This is a genomic window from Providencia sp. PROV268 (assembly GCF_028477805.1).
Lineage (GTDB): Bacteria > Pseudomonadota > Gammaproteobacteria > Enterobacterales > Enterobacteriaceae > Providencia > Providencia stuartii.
Genome location: NZ_JAMPLW010000002.1, coordinates 230,111 through 249,946, shown reverse-complemented (window position 1 = coordinate 249,946; position 19,836 = coordinate 230,111). Strand labels below are relative to the sequence as shown.

The following is a 19,836-nucleotide window of genomic DNA, read 5'->3' as shown; positions in this document are numbered from 1 at the left end:
GCATAATAACTTAGATTACGTTTGGTTATCTTGGTGAACCGCTACATACCGCTGATAACGAGAAGGTTTCAACTTCGTCAAATCCACCAATACCAAGCCATCAATACAATTGTTGAAAGCAGGGTCGGTTCCAAAATCAATAAACTGTACGCCACCCGGCTCACATAGCTCGGTGTATTGCTTATATAAGGTTGGAATCGAACAGCCAATATTATTCAACAGACTTTTTAGCTTAACTAAATCTTCGTGATAATTATTCCCTGAAAACTGTGCTAATACCTGTGGTAATGAGGCAGGATACGGCTGGCGAGACTGTGCCAACGAATGATCCGCTGAGAAATAGAGGCGATAAAACGTAATTAATAGATCACGAGCGGCAATTGGCATCGTACCCGATATCGAAACAGGCCCAAATAAGTAACGATATTGCGGGTATTTTGCAAGATAAGCGCCAATACCTAACCAAAGATAGTCAAGACCACGCTTACCCCAATAAGTAGGTTGAATAAAACTACGGCCTAATTCAATCCCTTGCTCAAGTATCGGTAGCATCTCTTTATCGTAATGAAATAACGTATAACTGTAGATACTTTCGATGCCCTTTTTCTTCAACTGCTCGGCAGTAGGAATAAATCGATAAGCGCCAACAATTTCTAATGCATCTTCATCCCATAAAACGAGATGATAATAGTCATCATCATAGCTATCTAAGTCGCGCCGCCTTCCTGAACCCTCACCGACAGCACGAAAAGCAATTTCACGTAATCGACCTAATTCACGTAAGATAGGCGTTCTATCCTCATCTTTTCTACGATACAGAAAAATCGCCTTACCATCTGGGGCTGTGCCTAACCGCTCACACGCCATCAATGCTTTTTTCAATTCTAAGCGATCTTCCGGTAATGCAATGGCAGATTCACTGGTAAAAAGCCCTTTTTTTCCTTGCCCAAGAAGATAAACATGGCGGCGAAAACGTTCTGCGAGATCATGCGATCGAGTATGCCCATCATGCCAATGAGTAAATGGGATACGGCCACCAATTCGAATTTTTATTCTGCCATCACGCTGCTTAAACATTTCTCGTACGAGCAATAATGTCGATAATGGACGGTATATTAATGAGGTTAAATAAAATAGAGGGCTATTACGACCAGTAACGTGAATAGGTACAATTGGCGCACGAGCTTTGGCCGCTAAACGTAAAAAACCAGTATGCCAATGACCATCCCGGATCCCTTTCGCACTTAATCGGGAAACTTCACCAGCAGGAAATAAAATCAAAGCCCCTTGCTTATTTAAATGCTCTTGCATTGCCTCAATTTGTTTGCGGCTAGTGCGATTCCCCATATTATCAACAGGAACAAATAAGCTACTCAGTGGCTCAATATAATTCAAAAACTGATTTGCTACGATTTTAACATCTGGGCGAATTGTCGCGACCGTACGTAATATTGCTAAACCATCCAAAGAGCCTATCGGGTGATTAGCAACTAATACAAGAGGACCTTGAGAGGGAATATTTTCTAAATCGCCATCAACTAACTCACAACGAATATTAAAGTACTCGACGATTTGCTCAACCAGATCTAAACCTTTTAGGTGAGGATAATTTTCAGAAAATTGTTTAAATTCTTTTTCAAATAGCAGGAACTTTAGTAAATTCCGTTTCCAAGCGGGAGGCGCTCGGTCTGGGAATACATCTTGTAGCAAAGCATCCAAACTAAACATCTTAATTGTCTCCTAGTTTAGCTATTGCAAACCTAAGCTAGAACAATGGCAGTAGCGTGTCAATTTAATGACAAAACGGTTAAACTCATCCAATAATGACAATATCCCTATCTTATGAGTTACAAATAAAAAACATAATATATTCAATTAATTAATATTCTATAAATACAACACAGCTCAATTATGGATAAACCTTGATCCTACCACAACTATATATAGCTTAACCCTACGTTTTATGACCTTTTTAATCTATTTTGATATTTTTATTATCATACTCAATCAAAAATATTCACTCGTCATATTCTGATAATGAACTAATTTGATTAGTTTATCCTTGATTAAAAATTTACAGAGTATTTTTTATAAAAATAAAGTAGATTACGCTATAAGATGAGGATGAAAAATAGTATTAATTTACCGCTGTTATTAGTAAACGACAAATAACAGCGATTTTATTGTTGGCAGTAACTTTACTTAGCAAATAATTCAATCAGGCAAAAGTCACTCTTTGGTTGAGTGACAAGGTTATATTGCAAAGAATTTCCATCATTTTCCACCAATAATGTTTCAAATTCTTTTAAAGTATGCGAGTTCAAACCAATAGTAACGCCAAGCTCGCCACTAGCATTAAATATTAATACCCTGTCAGCATCACTTATCCACTGCGTCACATTGTGTGTATTGAACCATTGCAGACGAGCGATGTACTTATCAGGGTTATAGATAAGATTGAAATCGCGAATAGCCTCACCTAATAGCTCAGCATACACATCACTTTCACCATGAAATGCAAAAAATTGTTTTTGACGGAGTGTTACAGGAGAATTTTTATCCACCTGCAAGGTTAGCCCTTCTCCGCCATCTAATACACCAATAATCCGTTTCCTACTCGGAAAATAAGAAAAGGCTCCAGCCGCTTTCACATCGGCAATAGAAACTCGCCAATCAAAATCGGTTAATCCTACACCGTGACTACGCGCAATTTCTAAAGTAAAACCTTGCCCATTTTTCCATGGCATTTTTTGGTAGTTTTTCGCTGTTAACACTCGGATCATGGTTTAAATCAACCTTTAAGTAATCGTGTCAGTTTAGTCAGTAAACATATACTAAAAGGGAAAACTCCTCCAGTATCAGAGTCAAAATCATATCGTGTTAACCGACTTATCGGAGATGAGCGAAAAAGCCTCCTTGCTTAATTGAAATACCATGACTGACTTCATTATCACTGACTCATTTTAGGGAGAGTGGATATTTTTTTACGCGATAACAAAGCCACAACTTAATGTAGCACCTTCAATCTTTCCACATATCGTCCAACGAACAACCCAATAAACATGATCCCCAACGCGATCAAAAACGTAGTGATAAATAATACCCACAAATTCTGATACACATAAGGTTGCACAATCCCATAAGCAAAGATTAGCAAAGGGAAATGCAGAATATAGATCGTATAAGAGCTCGGCGTTAATTGTTTACCAGGTAAATAAAAACGAACGCGGTGAAAACTCATCAAATAAAATAAATAGCAGAAACTAATGCCACACAAAGTGCCATACAACGCCAACAAATATTTTTGCTTGTCGAAACTGAATGGAAAATAAAAAACGCCAACCACAGCTAATGTCAATAGTGTTAAAGCAATCAAGCTAAAACTGGTAATGAGCGTTTTTCGTTTTAATTGATACTGGTGATTATGAAGCAGTGCAGCAATCACACCACAACACCAAATTAAGGCATACAAGAAAAAAGTATAATTCAATACACTAAGAGTGAGTAATAATAGAATACCGATAATCGTACACCAACGCTGATTAGGCATCATAAATAAGGCAAACAGTGTATAGAACCAAACCTCAAATGGTAATGACCAAAATGCAAAGTTACTTGGTGGAGTATCTGTAATAAAGCCGTTGATAAACAACAATACTCCCACAAAGCTCTTAACATCCAGCGCCATTCTCGCCTGAGTCATCGTATCGCTAATAATATTAATGTCACGGCTACCACTAGCAAAAAAATAGGGAGAGATAAAATATAAAAGTAGTAAGACAAAACAGCCTAAATAAAAAGGCGGCAAAATACGATTTAACCGTGAAGTTGCATAGCGCCTTACTTTAAAGTAAGTATTTCGTTGAATATTGTAGCTAACCGACTTACAAATCAAAAAACCACTTAACGCAAAAAAAGCCATGACACAGCTATGACCAAATAAATATAGCGGCAGCATCACGATAGGCCATACTGGATATAAAAAGACTAAATATGCATGCCCAAATAATACTGTCGCGGTACAAAATCCCCTTAACATATCCAATTGTTCAGAAACATTTGGGTCAATCGGTGCAAAACGTTGGAATAATTTATTAGAGATCATCGGTATTAATGCGCCTGTGTTGAAAGTGAGCGAGGCACAAACTGCAACACGTTATCGCTGTACCACTGGGATTGCCCTTCCGGACTAAAAGGAAGGTTTTGATATTTTCCTTTCAACCAATCCTCAATATTATCGGCATAATGACGACTTGCAGGATTGGCAGACTGCCCCGCATTATTCATTACCCATACTGGATCTTGTTGGCTGAAATCAACAATTAAGCGCATTGCAGGGATCAACAAAGTATCAAAATTATCGCCCATACTATAGCTGGAAATATTGACCGTATTGAGATTTCCACCCGCTGGATAAGGGCCTCGATTCAAATAGCTATCGAGTCGATCAATCGTCCTGCGTTGTTCTTTTGGAAGATATTCCGCCATTTGTGATGACAAGCTATTCCATTGATAGCGGTGTAATTTCCCCCACTGCCAACGTGAATAATTTTTGCCAAATTGCTTTTCACCTTGTTGGTTAGCCAGTGCTAATGAATAGGCAATGATTTTCGCTTTACCGCTACGAGCCGGGTCCGATTTTTGCCAAAAAGGACTCGCATTGGCACTTTTGTCATCTTGCCAAAGCAGATGCTCAGCTTGCGCTGAATAAGATTTGGAGCTTTCAACAAACGCCTTCCACGCCTGCGGTGAATCGACGAAGCGATCAGCAAATAATTGTTGGCTGAACTGAGCTAAAAATAAGTTATACAGCGCCGCACCAGCACTATCGGCATGCAGGTAACCATCAAATGCCAACAAGCGTTGTTGAGCTAGCCTCGCTTGTTGTTGTTCTGATTGTGGGAGTTGAGCGATCGCGTTTTGTAATGCAGGGTCTCTGAGATAAACCTGTAACTTCGTCACCATAGGATCGAATTGATCATACTGCATCTGCTGCATGCTATCTAAATTATGTCGATCCGTTGCATTCAATAGCGCTGAAATTCGTTCAAAACGTTCTGGGTGCGCCCATGTTTGAGAAAAATTAACAGGATAGCCCTTCTCTACAACTCGCTGATTTGCAGTCGCCAACCAACCTTTTCGAGTTTTAATTGAGGTTGGATAATGCTGATTAGACACCCTGCCTATCCAATCATATTCCCCTTCCCATGCCGGAGAGGGAAATAACCCAAGCCCTTTTTTGCGCAATGGATAACTTCCCGTTAATTGCCAGCCAATTTGTTGCTTATCGGCGAACAGCATATTAACGGAGATCACGCTAATTTCTTTTGCTAATTTAATGGCTTGGGAAACACTCTTTTGTTTAGGTAGATCCATTAACGCATCGATACTAATATCATCGGTAGCGGGCAGCAGGCTACTAAAGGCGATCCCGTATTGCGTTCTGACCTCAAGGGGTTGCAGCAAATAACTGCGCTCTTTCAGCGACTCATTTAGCAACACACCATGTTGCGTATGATAGACATTTTCGACTCTATCGGGGCGACCTTTTACATGAAACACGGTTTGAGTTTGCTTTACCGGATACCATTGCTGTTGATAGAGATATTCAAATCCATTGTCCGTTTCTCTGATCTGCTCCAAAAATAGATCCTGATTATCCGCCATCACCATTGTATATCCCCACGCCAGATCAGGGGTTGCACCTAATACAATCGCGGGGATCCCTGAGATCGCCGCGCCAGCCATAGATAGCTCAGGAGTTTCAATCTGAATAAAACTCCATAAAGAAGGTAAACCGATTGGAAGGTGGGTATCATTAGCCAGTAATGTACCATTGTGTTGTGTGAGATCTGCGGTTACAGCCCAGTTATTGGATGCCATAACATCATGTAAATGAATATTTTTTAGAGATTGGCTAGCAAGTGTTAACTGGTCGATGTCTTGTTTAAACGGTTCTAAATTTAGCCCTTGCAATTTCTTTGCTTCTTGGTGAGGAAGAGGCTCATCAGGATAAGTTGGAAATAGCCAAGGTAGCATATCCGCCCCCAACTGCTGAGCAACGATTAAGCTATCAATCTCTTCATGTAGGTTTCCCGCCAAGCCGAAATTAGCGAGAGATAGAATTAAAATTGCATCATCGGGGCGCCATTTCGGAACAACATAATCTGCCGCTGATAAATCCATTGGTAGTTTATCTTGATGATTATCTAACCAAAGATTGACACCATTGGCATAAGCTTCAAGATAACGACGATTTTGTGGACTGACATTTCGATATAAAATATTCGTCGCTTCACGAAAACCCATTTTGCGCATAAAACTATCAATGCCAATGGCCGGTTCGCCGAGGTATTCTGCTAAACGACCTTCTGCCGTGAGGCGCATCAGCTCCATATGGCTAATGCGTTCTGATGCATGAATATAACCCCATGTTAAATAAACGTCTTCAAGGTTTTGCCCTTTGATTAAAGGGACGCCCATTTGGTTATAACGTACAGTAGTGGGGGCTTTTAACCCTGCAAGAACCACTTGTCCTTCTGTTTTAGGGAGGGTATCAGCATAGTAGTTATTGAGTAAGCTGTGACAGCCAGATAGCAATAGTACCCCGCTGATAATACAAGATAAAAACAGTCCTTTGCGTTCCATCTATTGCCCCATATATCAGAACTACCACCAAAGAATTTCTCATTATAGGCATGACCTAAAGTTAAATTAAATAAGGGGATTCTTATCGTGGTATAGGGGGATTTATCTTCCACTAGCTTCAATGATGATGAATAACGTTTTATCTATTTTTGCTGATATACAGATAAGTTAAGGACGTTGAGTAATGGATATGTATAGACAACGAATGGAAAATTGAAACTTTCACAACAATACTCGAAAAAATATGTTTGCTTCGTTTAATATGACGCTAAACACGTTGCCCGCACACGAGTATCTTACTTGCTAACCACAGAATGTTGGTTAGTTCTGACCTATCAGTTAATTTTACAATTATTATTAGCTTCTACGACCTTACACAATATTTACACTGGAATTTTTGAATTCTGAAAACGTTGTCAATGCTTATCAGCTGACTTAATTTTCCGTATAATCCGCTGTTTTTCTTTGCTTATTTTCTTAAAACGATTTGGCGATTATCAATAATCCATACAAATATCGTCAAATTAAATTTTTGTCGTCTTACAAACCATTTTTCTATAGCGAATTTGCAAAATAAGGTAAATAGATGGAAACTAGCTGTAAGCTGCTGCATCTGTTTGCCCAAATAAATGGTAATAACTCTAATCTGCTGAAAATAAAATAACTATGTATACTTCCAGTGCGCTACAGAATGATATTTCTAACTTGACGATATGGCGTAAAGGCTATCAAAGAGCCCCTCATAAGCCGCTATTGCTTTTATTGGTACTTTCAGAATATCGAAAGGGGCATCCCCGTCTATTTAATTATGGAAATGAAATTCACCAACAGCTATTAGAATTGCTTATTAGTTTTGGCCCATATCGCCGAGAATACTATCCAAATATGCCTTTTTGGCGATTAAAACGGGATGGTTTTTGGGATTTACAAAATACAGAAGAATACGAACTGAAAAAAGGGAATAAGCAGCCCTCTAAAAATGAGTTAATTCAGCAAAATATATTTGGCGGGTTTAATGAAGAAAGCTACCAACTTCTTCTAAAAAGGCCTACTTTGATAGATAAGTTAGCCCAACAGATTTTAAATGAGCATTTTCCTGAAAATGTACAAGATATTATCGCTAGCCGTCTCGACTTTCCACTCCATGAAATCCGCAAGGCCCGAGACCCCGCGTTTAGGCAAAATATTTTACGAGCTTACAATTATCAATGTGCTATATGCGGTTACAATTTACGTTATGATAGTGCTGTTGTTGGTTTAGAAGCCGCTCATATTAAGTGGAAACAGTTTGGTGGTCCATGCACGATTAATAATGGGATTGCTTTATGTTCACTGCATCATTCCGCTTTTGATATGGGCGCTATCGGCCTTGATGAGAATATGAAATTACTGGTCTCTAAAGGGGTTAATGGTAACCAGATGGTAGAAAAGTTATTCTGGAATTTTGCAGGTAAATTAATCTATTTGCCTAAAGATACGATGGAATACCCAAAAGATATATTTATTAATTGGCATCGTGAACAAGTTTTCAAACAATAAGAGTTGTTTTTATTGTTCAGCTCAATGTGAAAAAATATCAGATACCTAGTAGGCATTAGATATTATGCATGACACCTTATATTGTGATAACCATCTAAGGTACTGAGCGTTATTCACTCAAATACCCATAATTAAAATCGACACCCTATTAGCCAGATAACATGTAAGAACATGTGTTCGAAAGTGTACAATACAAGGAGGATTGTCCAAGAAATTCACGTGGCTAATAGCCCCGAGCTAATTTCAATTAATTTATTGAACTACTGCGAAAATGATCAAATTGAGTTATACCATATTTAACCCAATAAGCCACAGTGAAATAGCGTTATCGAGCAATTCAATGAGCCGTTTCATCGTGAATGTTTAAATACCTATTTATTTGAATCAGTTAGTTAAATTCTAAGTTGGCCTGTCTCAAATAATGAGAAATGGACAACCCCAGTAACTAGATAGTGAAAATCACTACTTCAAATATGACGAAGCCTTTAACTATGCCAAAGTGGATTTGCCAGAAACAGGGGCGCAGGCAGTTTTGGAACGAGTGTAGTTATTAAATAATGAGTAATAAACATTATCGGAACAACAGATATACTCACAAAAAAGATGGTGTGGATTGGATTATATTGATATGGATTGACTGAAACATGAGGAAGGCCTTGTAAACTTAAGATTTCAGACATAAAAAAGGCGCCTTTAGTATCTTATTTTTCACTTTAGCGGAGGTAGTACTCGCACATAACACTTAACCTCGTGATCTAAATTAAAATATGAAGGTATAAATTTATTTATACCAACAGGTGAAATTCTTACTTTTTCTGATAGCTGTCTAATACAAGTAATCGCGATGCAGGTGGAACAATACATGCTTATAAGTTATCAGATAACCGACACCGCTCTAGACCCCCTATCAAAACTTAAAATCAAGTTAAATTTTATATTGAAGTTATCCTGTGAGTATGGAGAATAACGCTCTATATATAAATTTATCTTATTATAGTCAATTAAATATTATTATTTTTAGGACAGGAAATGGATGATAACTATCTAAAATTAGCCGCTTATTGGCGAAATTCACTAGCTGATGCGGAGTCAGGAAAAGGGGCTCTAGAAAAACGAGACACGAATAATTTGATTAAATGGGAAAGTGTTTCATCAGGTCGCCTTGATAGCATTATTACTGAGCGTTTTTTTTCCGATGAAAAAGATGATGTAAACACAGTAGATGTCATTTTACGCCCAAAAGTTTTTATACGGCTAATACAACATGGAAAAGAACGCCTTGCTGGCAGTCCAACATATGTCACCCCGCTTGTGACACTAGCAAAAATAAATCGAGAAGGTTTTTTATTTCCAACATCAACTACCGTCATTCCTAGAGATCTACTTGAACCGCTGTCTCATGGTTCATTCTCTATTGGTGAAATATCTGAGTACGATAAATATAAAACGACGAATACATCATCATCTATGCATTATGATGAATCTCATTTAGAAACTGAAGAAACTGAAGAAGAAAAAGAGAAAAGATATGAAGGCTATTTCCAAGGGTGGGGGTCATATTTAGATGATTCATATAAACTATTAAATAGTATCGCTGAATCTTGGATAAACACTCACGAACAGTATGAACTTGCCGATTACGGATATATACTAAAAAAAGTAGAACCTAAAGGTGCTAGTACTCATATTCTTTCTCTTTATGACCACTTACTTGTAAATAAGAAAAAAGTCCCATTATTTGAGCGGTTCGCTAACTTCACTTCTCCTGAAATCGAGCCACTAATTTCAACTGAAGATTCCTTTGTTTATCGATTAGGTCATTCTGGGGATAGGTTTCCTTTAGCGCTGGCTCAGCGAGATGCACTAGGTCATTTTCTTAATGCCAATGACGGCGATATTTTAGCAGTCAACGGCCCTCCTGGCACAGGAAAAACGACTTTACTTTTATCCATTATTGCAACGCTTTGGGCTAAAGCCGCGCTCGAACAAACAAATCCGCCAATTGTACTTGCGACTTCAACCAATAACCAAGCCGTCACTAATATCATCGAAGCATTTGGAAAGGACTTTTCCGAAGGAAATGGCGCTATGTCAGGTCGCTGGCTGCCAAATATTAAAAGTTTTGGTGCTTATTTCCCTTCAAGTACCAAGAAAGCAGAAGCAATCAAAAAGTACCAGACTGACGAGTTTTTTAAAGAAATAGAATCTAAAGAATATATTGAAAGCGCACTAGATTTTTATTTAAATAAAGCCAAATTGGCATTCCCCAATAAAGATTGTTCATCCCCTGAAAAAATTATTGCGTTATTGCATGAACAACTCTCCGAGCAGTCCAATAAGTTAGTTGAGATAAAGCAAACTTGGGATTCTCTACAAGAAATTCGAGGGAAAATCGCCCAAGTATCCGATGATATAAATTCTTATCTTAATGACCAGACCGTATTACTATCAAAAACACAATCTAAAATAGATAGGTTAAAAATTGCTTCAGTAGAATGGGATAAATATAGAGCGAATGAATCTCTATTTATTTCATTATTTTCATGGCTTCCACCAGTCGGAAAAAAGCGTTACTACCAAGTTAAGCTGTTCCTTGCTGATAAATTAGATGGCTTCGACATTGAAAAAGAACCAACTGAAATCAATGTTATTGATAGTTTAATTAAAAAATTGCTCGATAGTGAAGAGCGAAAACAAGAGGATTATCAACAACAAATTAATTATATACATCAAATAACCCAACAAGAAAAAGAGATATTGGCAAAGTGGCTCACCATTGCTTCTGAACTTGGATATAAACAGGGTGAAGAACCAAACTTGTTGCAAATTGATGAACTGGCTGACACACAAATCAGATTTCCTCTATTTTTGCTAACCACTCATTATTGGGAAGGCCGTTGGCTCATTGATGTACTCAATATTGATGATCTTAACAAGGAGAAAGGAAAAAACGGGCTTAAAACAGTAGAACGTCACTGGCAACGTAAAATGATGTTAACGCCATGTGTGGTAATGACTTGCTATATGTTACCTAACTATATGCTTTTACCCGCAAATAAAGGGCAAAAAAAGCATGAAAGAGGCTATGCATATAATATTGCTGATTTACTCATTGTCGATGAGGCCGGTCAAGTACTACCTGAAGTTGCTGCGGCCTCCTTCGCATTTGCTAAAAAAGCACTTGTTATTGGCGATACTGCACAAATACCTCCAATATGGAATATCACTCGAGCCATTGACTCCGGAAACATGTTGGAAGAAAAAATTCTGAGCGAAAATACACAAGAACAAATCAATGCAGAATATGACTCAATCACCGAACTCGGAAAGTGTTCAGCTTCTGGCAGTGTAATGAAAATTGCACAATTGTCTTCACGCTACCATTATGACTCTGATTTAGAGAGAGGTATGTATCTTTACGAGCATCGACGCTGCTTTGATAACATCATCGGGTACTGTAATGAGCTTTGCTATCAAGGAAAATTACTACCAAAAAGAGGAGATAGTGACAACCTTTTATTCCCTGCAATGGGCTATCTCCATATCGATGGAAAAGGTGAGCAAAGAAATACAGGAAGCCGTTTCAATCGATTAGAAGCAGAAATCATTTCAGCTTGGTTAATAGAAAATCGACAACGTATCGAAAATCACTATGGGAAACCTATTCAGCAAATAGTTGGAATAGTAACGCCATTCAGTGCTCAAGTTTCAATTATTAAAGATGCTCTTAGTAAACAAGGAATTACTGCTGAAACTAGTGAAAATACACTAACTGTCGGTACTGTTCACTCACTTCAAGGCGCAGAAAGAGCGATTGTTATATTTTCCCCTGTATATTCAAAACATGAAGATGGCGGTTTTATCGATAGTGATAACAGCATGCTGAATGTTGCTGTATCACGCGCTAAGGATAGTTTTCTTGTTTTTGGAGATATGGATTTATTTGAAATCCAACCCCCTTCTTCACCAAGGGGATTGCTTGCCAAATACTTATTCTTAGAGGAAAGGAATGCCTTACATTTCGAATACAAAGAAAGGCAAGACTTACAAAAATCGAATACTCAAATATACACGCTTCACGGTGTGAAAGAGCACGATGACTTTTTAAATCAAACAATTAGTAACACTGAAAAACATATTACCATTATATCCCCTTGGTTAAATTTGCAAAAACTTGAACAAGCTGGATTCATTGATTCCATGGCTCAAGCAACAGCTAAGGGTATCCAAGTAAAAGTGATCACCGATAGAAATTACAATATCCAACACTCTGATCCTGAAAAACGTAAAGAAAGAGAAGTCAATCTTCATAATGCCTTGGAACAATTAGATTCTTATGGCATTGCTACAAAGCTAGTGCGACGAGTTCATAGTAAAATTGTTATCGGAGATGATAATTTACTCTGCATTGGCTCATTCAATTGGTTTAGCGCATCTCGTGAAGCCAAGTATGAACGATATGATACCTCTATGGTTTATTGTGGTGGAAGTTTGAAAGAAGAAATTCAAGCTATCCACAACAACCTTGAACGACGGTAACATTATATATTAGCTCAGACTTGAACTGTCAGGGTTTATTGTAGAACACTATTAAACCTGATAGTCTGGTCTGAGCGAGGAGCAGACGTTTTATTTTGCAGGATGTAGTAAAGATTGTTCTTTTTTGGTGCTAAATGTTGAGCCAATTACTCTCCAATTTATAACATACTGTACTGGCCCCCAATTAAAATGGTTGGATTCACCATACGATGTTGTGAGTTTTCATCTTTAATTTTAGCATAAAAAACAATTAGTCATGTGTCCACTCCCCATTAATTAAGACACTGCAATTTAGAGTTTTCTAACTGTTTACGATATACCTCTGGAGGGGGGGGATTTAAGCTTTCGTGCGTTTGATTTTGGTTATAATCTTGTTGCCAAAACCACACCATTTCACGTACTTGGCTTAATGACTCAAATAAATATGCATTTAAAAATTCACTGCGGAATGAGCCATTAAAACGTTCGATAAAGCCATTTTGTTGTGGCTTACTGGGTTGAATATGACATAGCTCAATCTGATTATTTGTACAATAATTCAATAGGTTGGTTGAAATAAGCTCAGGTCCATTATCCACGCGTATTTGTTTCGGCACTCCTCTGTCGACTTTTAAGCGTTCAAGCACTCTAATAACCCGTTCAGCTGGCAACGATGTATCCACTTCAATCGCCAAACATTCACGTGTTCCCTCATCAATAATATTCAATATTCTGAAATGCTTACCACAATATAAACTGTCATGTACAAAATCCAATGCCCATTGAACATTCGGGACTTTTTCAATCACTAAGGGGCTTTTTTCTCGTTTTGGCAGTATTTTTTTAACTCGATGTTTCAGGTTTCACCCTAAACAGCAATAAACGCGATAAACTCGTTTATGATTAAAAGGATAGCCTTGAAATCTTAGCCGAAAATAGCATTTCCAAAATCCCGACTGTGGCGATTTAGCTAAAACTGATTGAATAGCATCAATCACTGCACGATCTCTTTCACGCCAATTTAGCTGTCGGCGATAAAATGTTGCCCGAGGTAATGATGTTAATTTACAAGCTTTAATGGCTGATAAACCTGCCTCTTTTAAAGCCTGAGTACAGGACTTCTTTTCCGCCACTACCAATCCTTTTTTGCAAAAAGCGTCTTCATCGTATGATTTTCAAGGCTAACTTCTGCAAACATTTTTTTAAGCTTGGCATTTTCCTCTTCAAGCTCTTTTAATCTTTTAACATCATTAGCTTCCACACCACCATTATAATAAGTAATATTACTGATCGCCATTTTGGCGACAAATATCTTCCACTTTCATCCCTGAATCAGCGAGTTTTAAGATATTAACGATTTGAGTCTCAGTAAAACGAACTTTTTTCATCATGACCTCTGCAAATTTTAGGGCAGAAACTCTAATTATAGCTGTCTTATTTTAGGGGGAGTGGACATTCCACTAACACTGATAGTTTTAACTGATTGCCAAGCGATTGATCCCAATATTGTCCTATCATCTGCTTCATTTATCATCAATCAGTATCTTTTTTCGCTGCTGTAAATAGGCGGAAATTATACATAACACATTGAATAAAATAGTTGATGTTATGTTGGAATGCGATGCTCACAGCAAACGAGAGGCAAGAGTGTGTGATATACAACAAATTATCCCAATAATGTGACGTATCACATTATGCTGTGATGATGTGGATAAATTTATTGATTACTCATTATTAAAAAGCAATTGGCAAATCCGCATCCGACATTTTGACATGTGGAATGAATAGCTCACTTGTGCAAGCCATCAGCCATTACAGACTCTCTGATAAACAAGGGCAAGTGTGGTTGACTTATGAACGACAAGTCGCTGCATACCTAAAAGATCTCTTTATCAATGAGACTGATATTCCCAAAAAGTTGTTGTTTACTAAAGGTTATTGGAAGAAAGGCAAATCAAACTTTAAAGGTTCGGTTTCATTTATACATGAGATAATGAAATGATTAATAACGTATTATTAATTGCTGATAATACCTTTGCCCTGAGTCGAACCGACCTACGTTCAGATAGCAATGAATTTAATAAATACCCTGCCGCTCAGCACAAAGAACAACTCGCTGAAAAACAAATAAGTCGAGTTGTTCAGTCATTACATGATATGAGATATTCCGCTCAAGGCTTGATGGCTGTTGGCATGCCTATAGAAATGTTTCCTTAACAAATGGCACGACTCAACCGCGAATTACTGATTATTTCACATCACTATCTATCTTCACTTGGGCGTTTATTAAATACATTCGTTACTCGAAACTTATTAAAAGATACGTTGCAGCCTGTACGCGTTGTCTCACATAAATCACATAACAGGCTGAATTCGTCAAATGCAGCGATTGAATTTAGCAACATTTGACTCTCTCTTTAATCATAGATAAAAGTAACACCAATCACTGATTGTACTTTCCCTGCCGTCACCTGCCCTGTAGTACGTGCATATCGTGCACTCAAACCTAAACTCACCGCAGATGTTCCCACAGCCCCCAACTGCACGTTTTGGTTAGTTGGGATGGCGTTTCCATTACGCACTAATTGGATCCCGACGCCTTTTGCCGCATTAGTTCCCGAAAAAGTGTTCGCAAATATGGAAGAGCTGGTATCCGTTGAACCTGTCAGGTAATAAGAAATATTTTGATTTCGTGCACAATAAATAGAAAGTGGTACTGGTGCAGTTGCAGGATATTCAGGCAGATTAACAATCACATTACGCGAAGAAACATCACAACCACCAATAGGTACTACTACATTATTGTTGGCATATAAATTCCACGTAAAGGTCGCCGTCTCCACATTACCGCCACCAACAAGAGCAGAGCCAACTTGGTACATCACCAATGTCGCAAAACGAGTGCCTTTATTGATAACCACTCCCCCCGCCGCTGAAATAGGGGTCAAATATAGCTGAGTGTTCCAAGGTGTATAATTCCCTGAAGGGAAATTCTGTTGATGAGTCGGTGACACCAACGGAAACGGATAGCTTGACGTATAATAGCGTAATGAACCATTAAAGTTCGACAATACCCCACCATAGGCGGAGCCTCGTCTCATACTCACCAAGTCCCTACGAGTTAAAGGACTATCGTTGCGACAAAAAATAGATCGTGACAAATCCACCACTAAGTTTTGTCCTGCTTGCACACTCGGTTGAAGGTTAACATAAACGTTCGCAGTCGCTGTCCCCGAAAGACTATCCAACACATTCCCCGTTGAGTCATAACAAGTAAATGCATACACAGAAGAGATACTGGCTAAATAAATAATCAGATTAGCGAAAAATAATTTAATCATTTTTTTTACATTCATGGTTTAACTCACTGATAAGTGTAAGTGACATCAATCACTGCCTGGATAGTTCCCTGTGTCGCACCACCTTTGACTGTTAATGCTCTGACTCTTAATGGAAAACTCGTCGACATGGTAGAATCATTGACCTGTAATTTTTGCTGCGCACCGTTATTCAAATTTGTTCCTGCACTATTTTGCAATTGCAACTGAATGTTGCCTGCCGTACCTTGGTTTTTATAATAGCCAGTGGTATCGGCGATCCCTTGAAAGGTTGCCGTCACTGCTGATGTACCAACCGGGCAATTCTCTAAATTCAATGAAATTGAATGCCATTCAGAGGCTGAGCCAGCAGAAATTAAATTGAGGGTATATAGATCACCCAATTCAACATTGGCGGTAGTGGTTGCTACAGTACAAGGCTTTGCCACCACACTACCATTCACGGTGACTGTGGCATCCGCCGCATAGCTTGAGGTTATCTGGCTTAACACCCCCAATAGTAGTGCAGTGATCCTCTTCCAATAATTATCAATCATGGCATCCCCTGTTTACTGAAATTCAAGCGTGAAAGTTGCTGTCGCTCGTACATGACCTGCAACAATAGGTAAATTAGAAGCCATCAATCGCGCATAAAATTGCAAGGTATTACTTCGCCCAGCAACCAATGGTGTCCATGCAATTTGATTACTATTGGCATTGAGTACCAATGGCGTTCTACTGCCATCTAAAATTTGTATCCCTGCTCCTGAAGCATTAGAAGTTCCTGGTTCTAACGCCAATAACGACGTATTGTTTGCATCTGCGATGCCCACAAATCCTACCTTGACGGCTAATACTGACGCCCCACAAGGGGTAAGCTCAATTTGGAATGGCACAAGTGGTGTCACTTCACCGATGGCATATAGTTGTCTAACGGCATTATTTAGCAGATCAACGACTTGATTCTGAGAACCCGGTGCGACTGCACAAGTGTTGTCTTTGACATTGCCTTTAATAGTGATCGTGCTATCCGCTGCATAAGCACTTGCAGAAAACATGACCGACGTCAGCAAGGTTGCAGAAAAAATCTTCAATTTATCAAACACTTTTTGCTCCTTAGAGGCACTCTACACGATGCTTACTGAGTATTTCCTGCCGGCTTTGCTCAGGCAGTGTGTAGTTGACTTGGCATTGTGCATCTGGGCTATCTCCCCAGCGAGCAACCAATTGCCCTGCCAGTGGCAACCCTGTTAGATAAACCAGCCCATCATCGGCAACAATACTGCCACCATTACTGCCTTTTGAGGTTACCACTGCACCAAATGGCACAGGTTTGCCCTGTCTCATGAGTGTCATTAGTACTTTCACACCTACTTTAGGATGGAAATCCGCACGCACTACTGCACCTCGAGTCGGTACAACACTCACGACGGGATCTTCAAGATCAACATTATTAGCTAATGTATTGGTATTAAGAGCGACTCGGTTTTCACGGTAATCAGAGGCATAGGGCAAAACGGCATAACCACGCCAATCCGTTGTAACACCGGTTTGGTTTTCAACTTTGACATTCCCAGCACCCGGCGCTTTAATTAAAACCACCGTATCATTCATTGGCTGGCTTAACGTGACCCCATTAGCATGCGCTAAAATCCCTCCACTTAAACCGTAATACATCTGGCTTAAGTCATTGGTATAGCTATAGCCCACGTTGGCATTACCATAAGTACCGCGATAGTTGAGTGAGGTATAGCCTGTTGCAGAAGAGTTTCCTTCCCCACCCCCGGCATAACCTGTTTGCACGCTATAACTTAAATTATTGTCATCCAATAATGTTCCATAGATACCAGCCGTATTGGTGACTCGGCCTTTCAGATCATGTGAAGCGTTATAGCTGGCACTTGCATTACGCCAGATAGATTGGCTATCCGAACGCAGCCAATGACTGAATGGAATATTCACATTCAAGGCCAACATTTGGTCGTTGGCATCCTGCCACGAGTTTTTCGATAGGCTGTAACTTAAGCCCCAATTGATCCCTTCGATTAACGTATTGATACCAACCTGTAATTGCTTATCTGATTTATTAGTATTCCAATATGTTTCGTGACTACCCGTCACATATAACGTCGATTGTTCACCCAATTGTTGAGTCAAACTTAATTGGATTTTTTCGCGTTTGTTATAGGCTAAGTTGTAGTAGTCGGTGAATTTCGGCGTAACCTGTATAACACCATCTTGTGTTGCAAGGTTATAGCCATCCATTCGTTTATAGGTGGTATCCGCGAATGAGTAATAACCCTTAGTTGAATAACGATAACCAGCTAACTGAATAATTGTTCCCGTTTCATTCAGTGACTTGTTATATAAGAAGCGAATAGATTGTCCTTGATGATTACTATCATCAGGTAGCTTGGCATTAGCTTGTGTAATATCGACGGATAATGCCCCAAACACACCAATATTTTTACCAATACCAGCGTTGAAAGATTGGTAGCGATTTGCAAGTTGCGTTCCACCATATAGCGTCCAACCATATGACAAACCACGCATTATGGTACCTTGTACAAAGGTCGGCTTTTCTTGTTGCCCATTTCCTGAACGGTAGTCACCTACTGTAACCGCATATTTAGTATGCCCTTCACGCTGTAGCAAAGGCACCGAAGAATAAGGCACCGTGAAGCTTTGTATTGAACCATCCGCCTCTGTAATGGTAACTTGGAGATCACCACTGTTCCCTGCCGCATATAAATCATTAATAACAAAAGGCCCTGGCGGAAAAGTATTCCGGTAAATTTCATAGCCATTTTGTTTAATTGAAACGTCAGCAGTGCCTCGTGCAATACCACGGATCACAGGCGCAAAACCCTTTTCGCTTTCCGGTAGCATATTATCGTCGGAAGCTAATTGAATACCACGGAAGTTAAAACTGTCGAAAATATCACCAAGTGTGTAACTATCACCTACCGTTAAGCGTGAGCGGAATTCATTGATACCGCGCTCTAAATAAGTATTGATATGCTCCCAACGCGTTTCACTGTTAGTCTTACCGCTACTGTGACTCCATGTGGAGTTATCGCGCAAGCGCCATGGCCCAAGGTTTAATCCACTCTGTAAATTCAGGTAGGTATAGCTGCTATGAGTACCATTTTGGTTACGTGCGCGACTTCCCGTGAGGCTATAATTTAAAAGACCTGCAGTAATACCAGAGTCCCAATACTCAGTAGGAATAAAGTCTCGCGCTCTATCCCTCATATACACTTGAGGCACAGTGATATATAAACGTTGTAAGCCAACATCAAATTTTGATGTTGAATCAGCAATCAATGTATTTAAAGGCTGACAAGTGTCCTTAGAGATTGTCTCGACATTTGGAATGGCCAATGTCTTCACACCCATTTTAGCTAACTCACCAAGCGTTAAACATGGCGACAATTCTTTGCTACTCTTATCGATAGTAAAATGAACATCTCGAATCGATAAATATCCATCATTGAGATACACATCAACACGATAAGTGCCTTCAGGTACTTCTTGACCTTGTTCAAAAGCAGACAGGTCAGCAACAGCAGAAGGATCATCAGACAAAAAGCGTGGGTTAAAGTATAATTCTGCCTCAGCCCAAGTAGGGTATAGGCAGACACCAATAAAGAGTGCCAATGGAATTAAGGGAAAATGGCGCTCGGGTAGATTGCCAAAAAACGTTTTCTTCTCCAAAATTAATGGCTCTTTTCCAGATGCCAGATATGACATGTTCCCTCCGACCCGATCTGCTAAATCGCTCAGTAAGTTATTTAATTCAAAGTGATAGTTA

At 39.1% G+C, this 19,836-nt stretch carries 12 protein-coding genes and 1 pseudogene; 4 read left to right on the top strand and 9 right to left on the bottom strand.

Annotation, left to right across the window (positions count from 1 at the left end):
* Nucleotides 1–15: 15 nt before the first annotated feature.
* The 4 genes from PR699_RS03085 to PR699_RS03070 all read right to left on the bottom strand — a co-directional run bounded on the left by PR699_RS03085 (nt 16) and on the right by PR699_RS03070 (nt 6,648).
* Nucleotides 16–1,728: a lysophospholipid acyltransferase family protein gene (locus PR699_RS03085; protein WP_004917422.1), complete on the bottom strand. Its 1,713-nt coding sequence runs from the start codon at nt 1,726–1,728 to the stop codon at nt 16–18.
* 470 nt (nt 1,729–2,198) lie between these two features.
* Nucleotides 2,199–2,783, bottom strand: a complete 585-nt coding sequence (locus tag PR699_RS03080) for a HutD family protein (RefSeq protein ID WP_014657390.1) — start codon at nt 2,781–2,783, stop codon at nt 2,199–2,201.
* A gap of 224 nt (nt 2,784–3,007) precedes the next feature.
* A complete protein-coding gene (locus tag PR699_RS03075) occupies nt 3,008–4,105 on the bottom strand; it encodes an acyltransferase (RefSeq protein WP_014657389.1) in 1,098 nt (365 codons plus the stop codon).
* A 5-nt stretch (nt 4,106–4,110) separates the two neighbouring features.
* Nucleotides 4,111–6,648, bottom strand: coding sequence for a penicillin acylase family protein (locus PR699_RS03070; RefSeq protein ID WP_014657388.1), 2,538 nt, complete (start codon nt 6,646–6,648; stop codon nt 4,111–4,113).
* A gap of 666 nt (nt 6,649–7,314) precedes the next feature.
* Here PR699_RS03070 and PR699_RS03065 point away from each other — a divergent pair.
* Together PR699_RS03065 and PR699_RS03060 are read left to right on the top strand one after the other, a co-directional pair.
* Complete coding sequence (locus PR699_RS03065; RefSeq protein WP_014657387.1) at nt 7,315–8,187, top strand: phosphorothioated DNA-binding restriction endonuclease; 873 nt, start codon at nt 7,315–7,317, stop codon at nt 8,185–8,187.
* 1,029 nt (nt 8,188–9,216) lie between these two features.
* Nucleotides 9,217–12,726 (top strand): AAA domain-containing protein, encoded by a 3,510-nt coding sequence (locus tag PR699_RS03060; protein ID WP_014657386.1) that lies wholly within the window; start codon nt 9,217–9,219, stop codon nt 12,724–12,726.
* 272 nt (nt 12,727–12,998) lie between these two features.
* On the opposite strand, the pseudogene PR699_RS03055 reads toward PR699_RS03060, so the two are convergent.
* Nucleotides 12,999–14,093 (bottom strand): annotated as a pseudogene (locus tag PR699_RS03055) (IS3 family transposase).
* Between the two features lie 392 nt (nt 14,094–14,485).
* On the opposite strand from PR699_RS03055, the gene PR699_RS03050 reads away from it, so the two are divergent.
* Both PR699_RS03050 and PR699_RS03045 read left to right on the top strand, forming a co-directional pair.
* Nucleotides 14,486–14,707: an SIP domain-containing protein gene (locus tag PR699_RS03050; RefSeq protein ID WP_004917434.1), complete on the top strand. Its 222-nt coding sequence runs from the start codon at nt 14,486–14,488 to the stop codon at nt 14,705–14,707.
* The gene (locus tag PR699_RS03045; protein ID WP_004917435.1) at nt 14,704–14,922 is read left to right on the top strand and encodes a hypothetical protein; all 219 of its coding nucleotides are present in this window, start codon (nt 14,704–14,706) and stop codon (nt 14,920–14,922) included. The genes PR699_RS03050 and PR699_RS03045 overlap by 4 nt, the downstream gene beginning before the upstream one ends.
* A 200-nt stretch (nt 14,923–15,122) precedes the next feature.
* On the opposite strand, the gene PR699_RS03040 is transcribed toward PR699_RS03045, so the two are convergent.
* Genes PR699_RS03040 through PR699_RS03025 form a run of 4 tightly spaced genes read right to left on the bottom strand, consistent with a single transcriptional unit; the run spans nt 15,123 to nt 19,775 of the window.
* Nucleotides 15,123–16,061 (bottom strand): fimbrial protein, encoded by a 939-nt coding sequence (locus tag PR699_RS03040; protein WP_036942797.1) that lies wholly within the window; start codon nt 16,059–16,061, stop codon nt 15,123–15,125.
* Nucleotides 16,062–16,069: 8 nt separating this feature from the next.
* Nucleotides 16,070–16,579 (bottom strand): fimbrial protein, encoded by a 510-nt coding sequence (locus tag PR699_RS03035; RefSeq protein ID WP_014657382.1) that lies wholly within the window; start codon nt 16,577–16,579, stop codon nt 16,070–16,072.
* A gap of 12 nt (nt 16,580–16,591) precedes the next feature.
* Nucleotides 16,592–17,080: a fimbrial protein gene (locus PR699_RS03030; protein ID WP_004917440.1), complete on the bottom strand. Its 489-nt coding sequence runs from the start codon at nt 17,078–17,080 to the stop codon at nt 16,592–16,594.
* Nucleotides 17,081–17,138: 58 nt separating this feature from the next.
* A complete protein-coding gene (locus tag PR699_RS03025) occupies nt 17,139–19,775 on the bottom strand; it encodes a fimbrial biogenesis usher protein (protein WP_014657380.1) in 2,637 nt (878 codons plus the stop codon).
* Between the last annotated feature and the right edge of the window lie 61 nt (nt 19,776–19,836).

Bases quoted from the DNA above. Each gene is read 5' to 3' on its own strand.
- PR699_RS03045 (WP_004917435.1), top strand. From the start codon at position 14,704: ATGATTAATAACGTATTATTAATTGCTGATAATACCTTTGCCCTGAGT.
- PR699_RS03035 (WP_014657382.1), bottom strand. From the start codon at position 16,579: ATGATTGATAATTATTGGAAGAGGATCACTGCACTACTATTGGGGGTG.
- PR699_RS03025 (WP_014657380.1), bottom strand. From the start codon at position 19,775: ATGTCATATCTGGCATCTGGAAAAGAGCCATTAATTTTGGAGAAGAAA.
- PR699_RS03065 (WP_014657387.1), top strand. From the start codon at position 7,315: ATGTATACTTCCAGTGCGCTACAGAATGATATTTCTAACTTGACGATA.
- PR699_RS03040 (WP_036942797.1), bottom strand. From the start codon at position 16,061: ATGAATGTAAAAAAAATGATTAAATTATTTTTCGCTAATCTGATTATT.
- PR699_RS03070 (WP_014657388.1), bottom strand. From the start codon at position 6,648: ATGGAACGCAAAGGACTGTTTTTATCTTGTATTATCAGCGGGGTACTA.
- PR699_RS03085 (WP_004917422.1), bottom strand. From the start codon at position 1,728: ATGTTTAGTTTGGATGCTTTGCTACAAGATGTATTCCCAGACCGAGCG.
- PR699_RS03080 (WP_014657390.1), bottom strand. From the start codon at position 2,783: ATGATCCGAGTGTTAACAGCGAAAAACTACCAAAAAATGCCATGGAAA.
- PR699_RS03060 (WP_014657386.1), top strand. From the start codon at position 9,217: ATGGATGATAACTATCTAAAATTAGCCGCTTATTGGCGAAATTCACTA.
- PR699_RS03075 (WP_014657389.1), bottom strand. From the start codon at position 4,105: ATGATCTCTAATAAATTATTCCAACGTTTTGCACCGATTGACCCAAAT.
- PR699_RS03050 (WP_004917434.1), top strand. From the start codon at position 14,486: ATGAATAGCTCACTTGTGCAAGCCATCAGCCATTACAGACTCTCTGAT.
- PR699_RS03030 (WP_004917440.1), bottom strand. From the start codon at position 17,080: ATGTTTTCTGCAAGTGCTTATGCAGCGGATAGCACGATCACTATTAAA.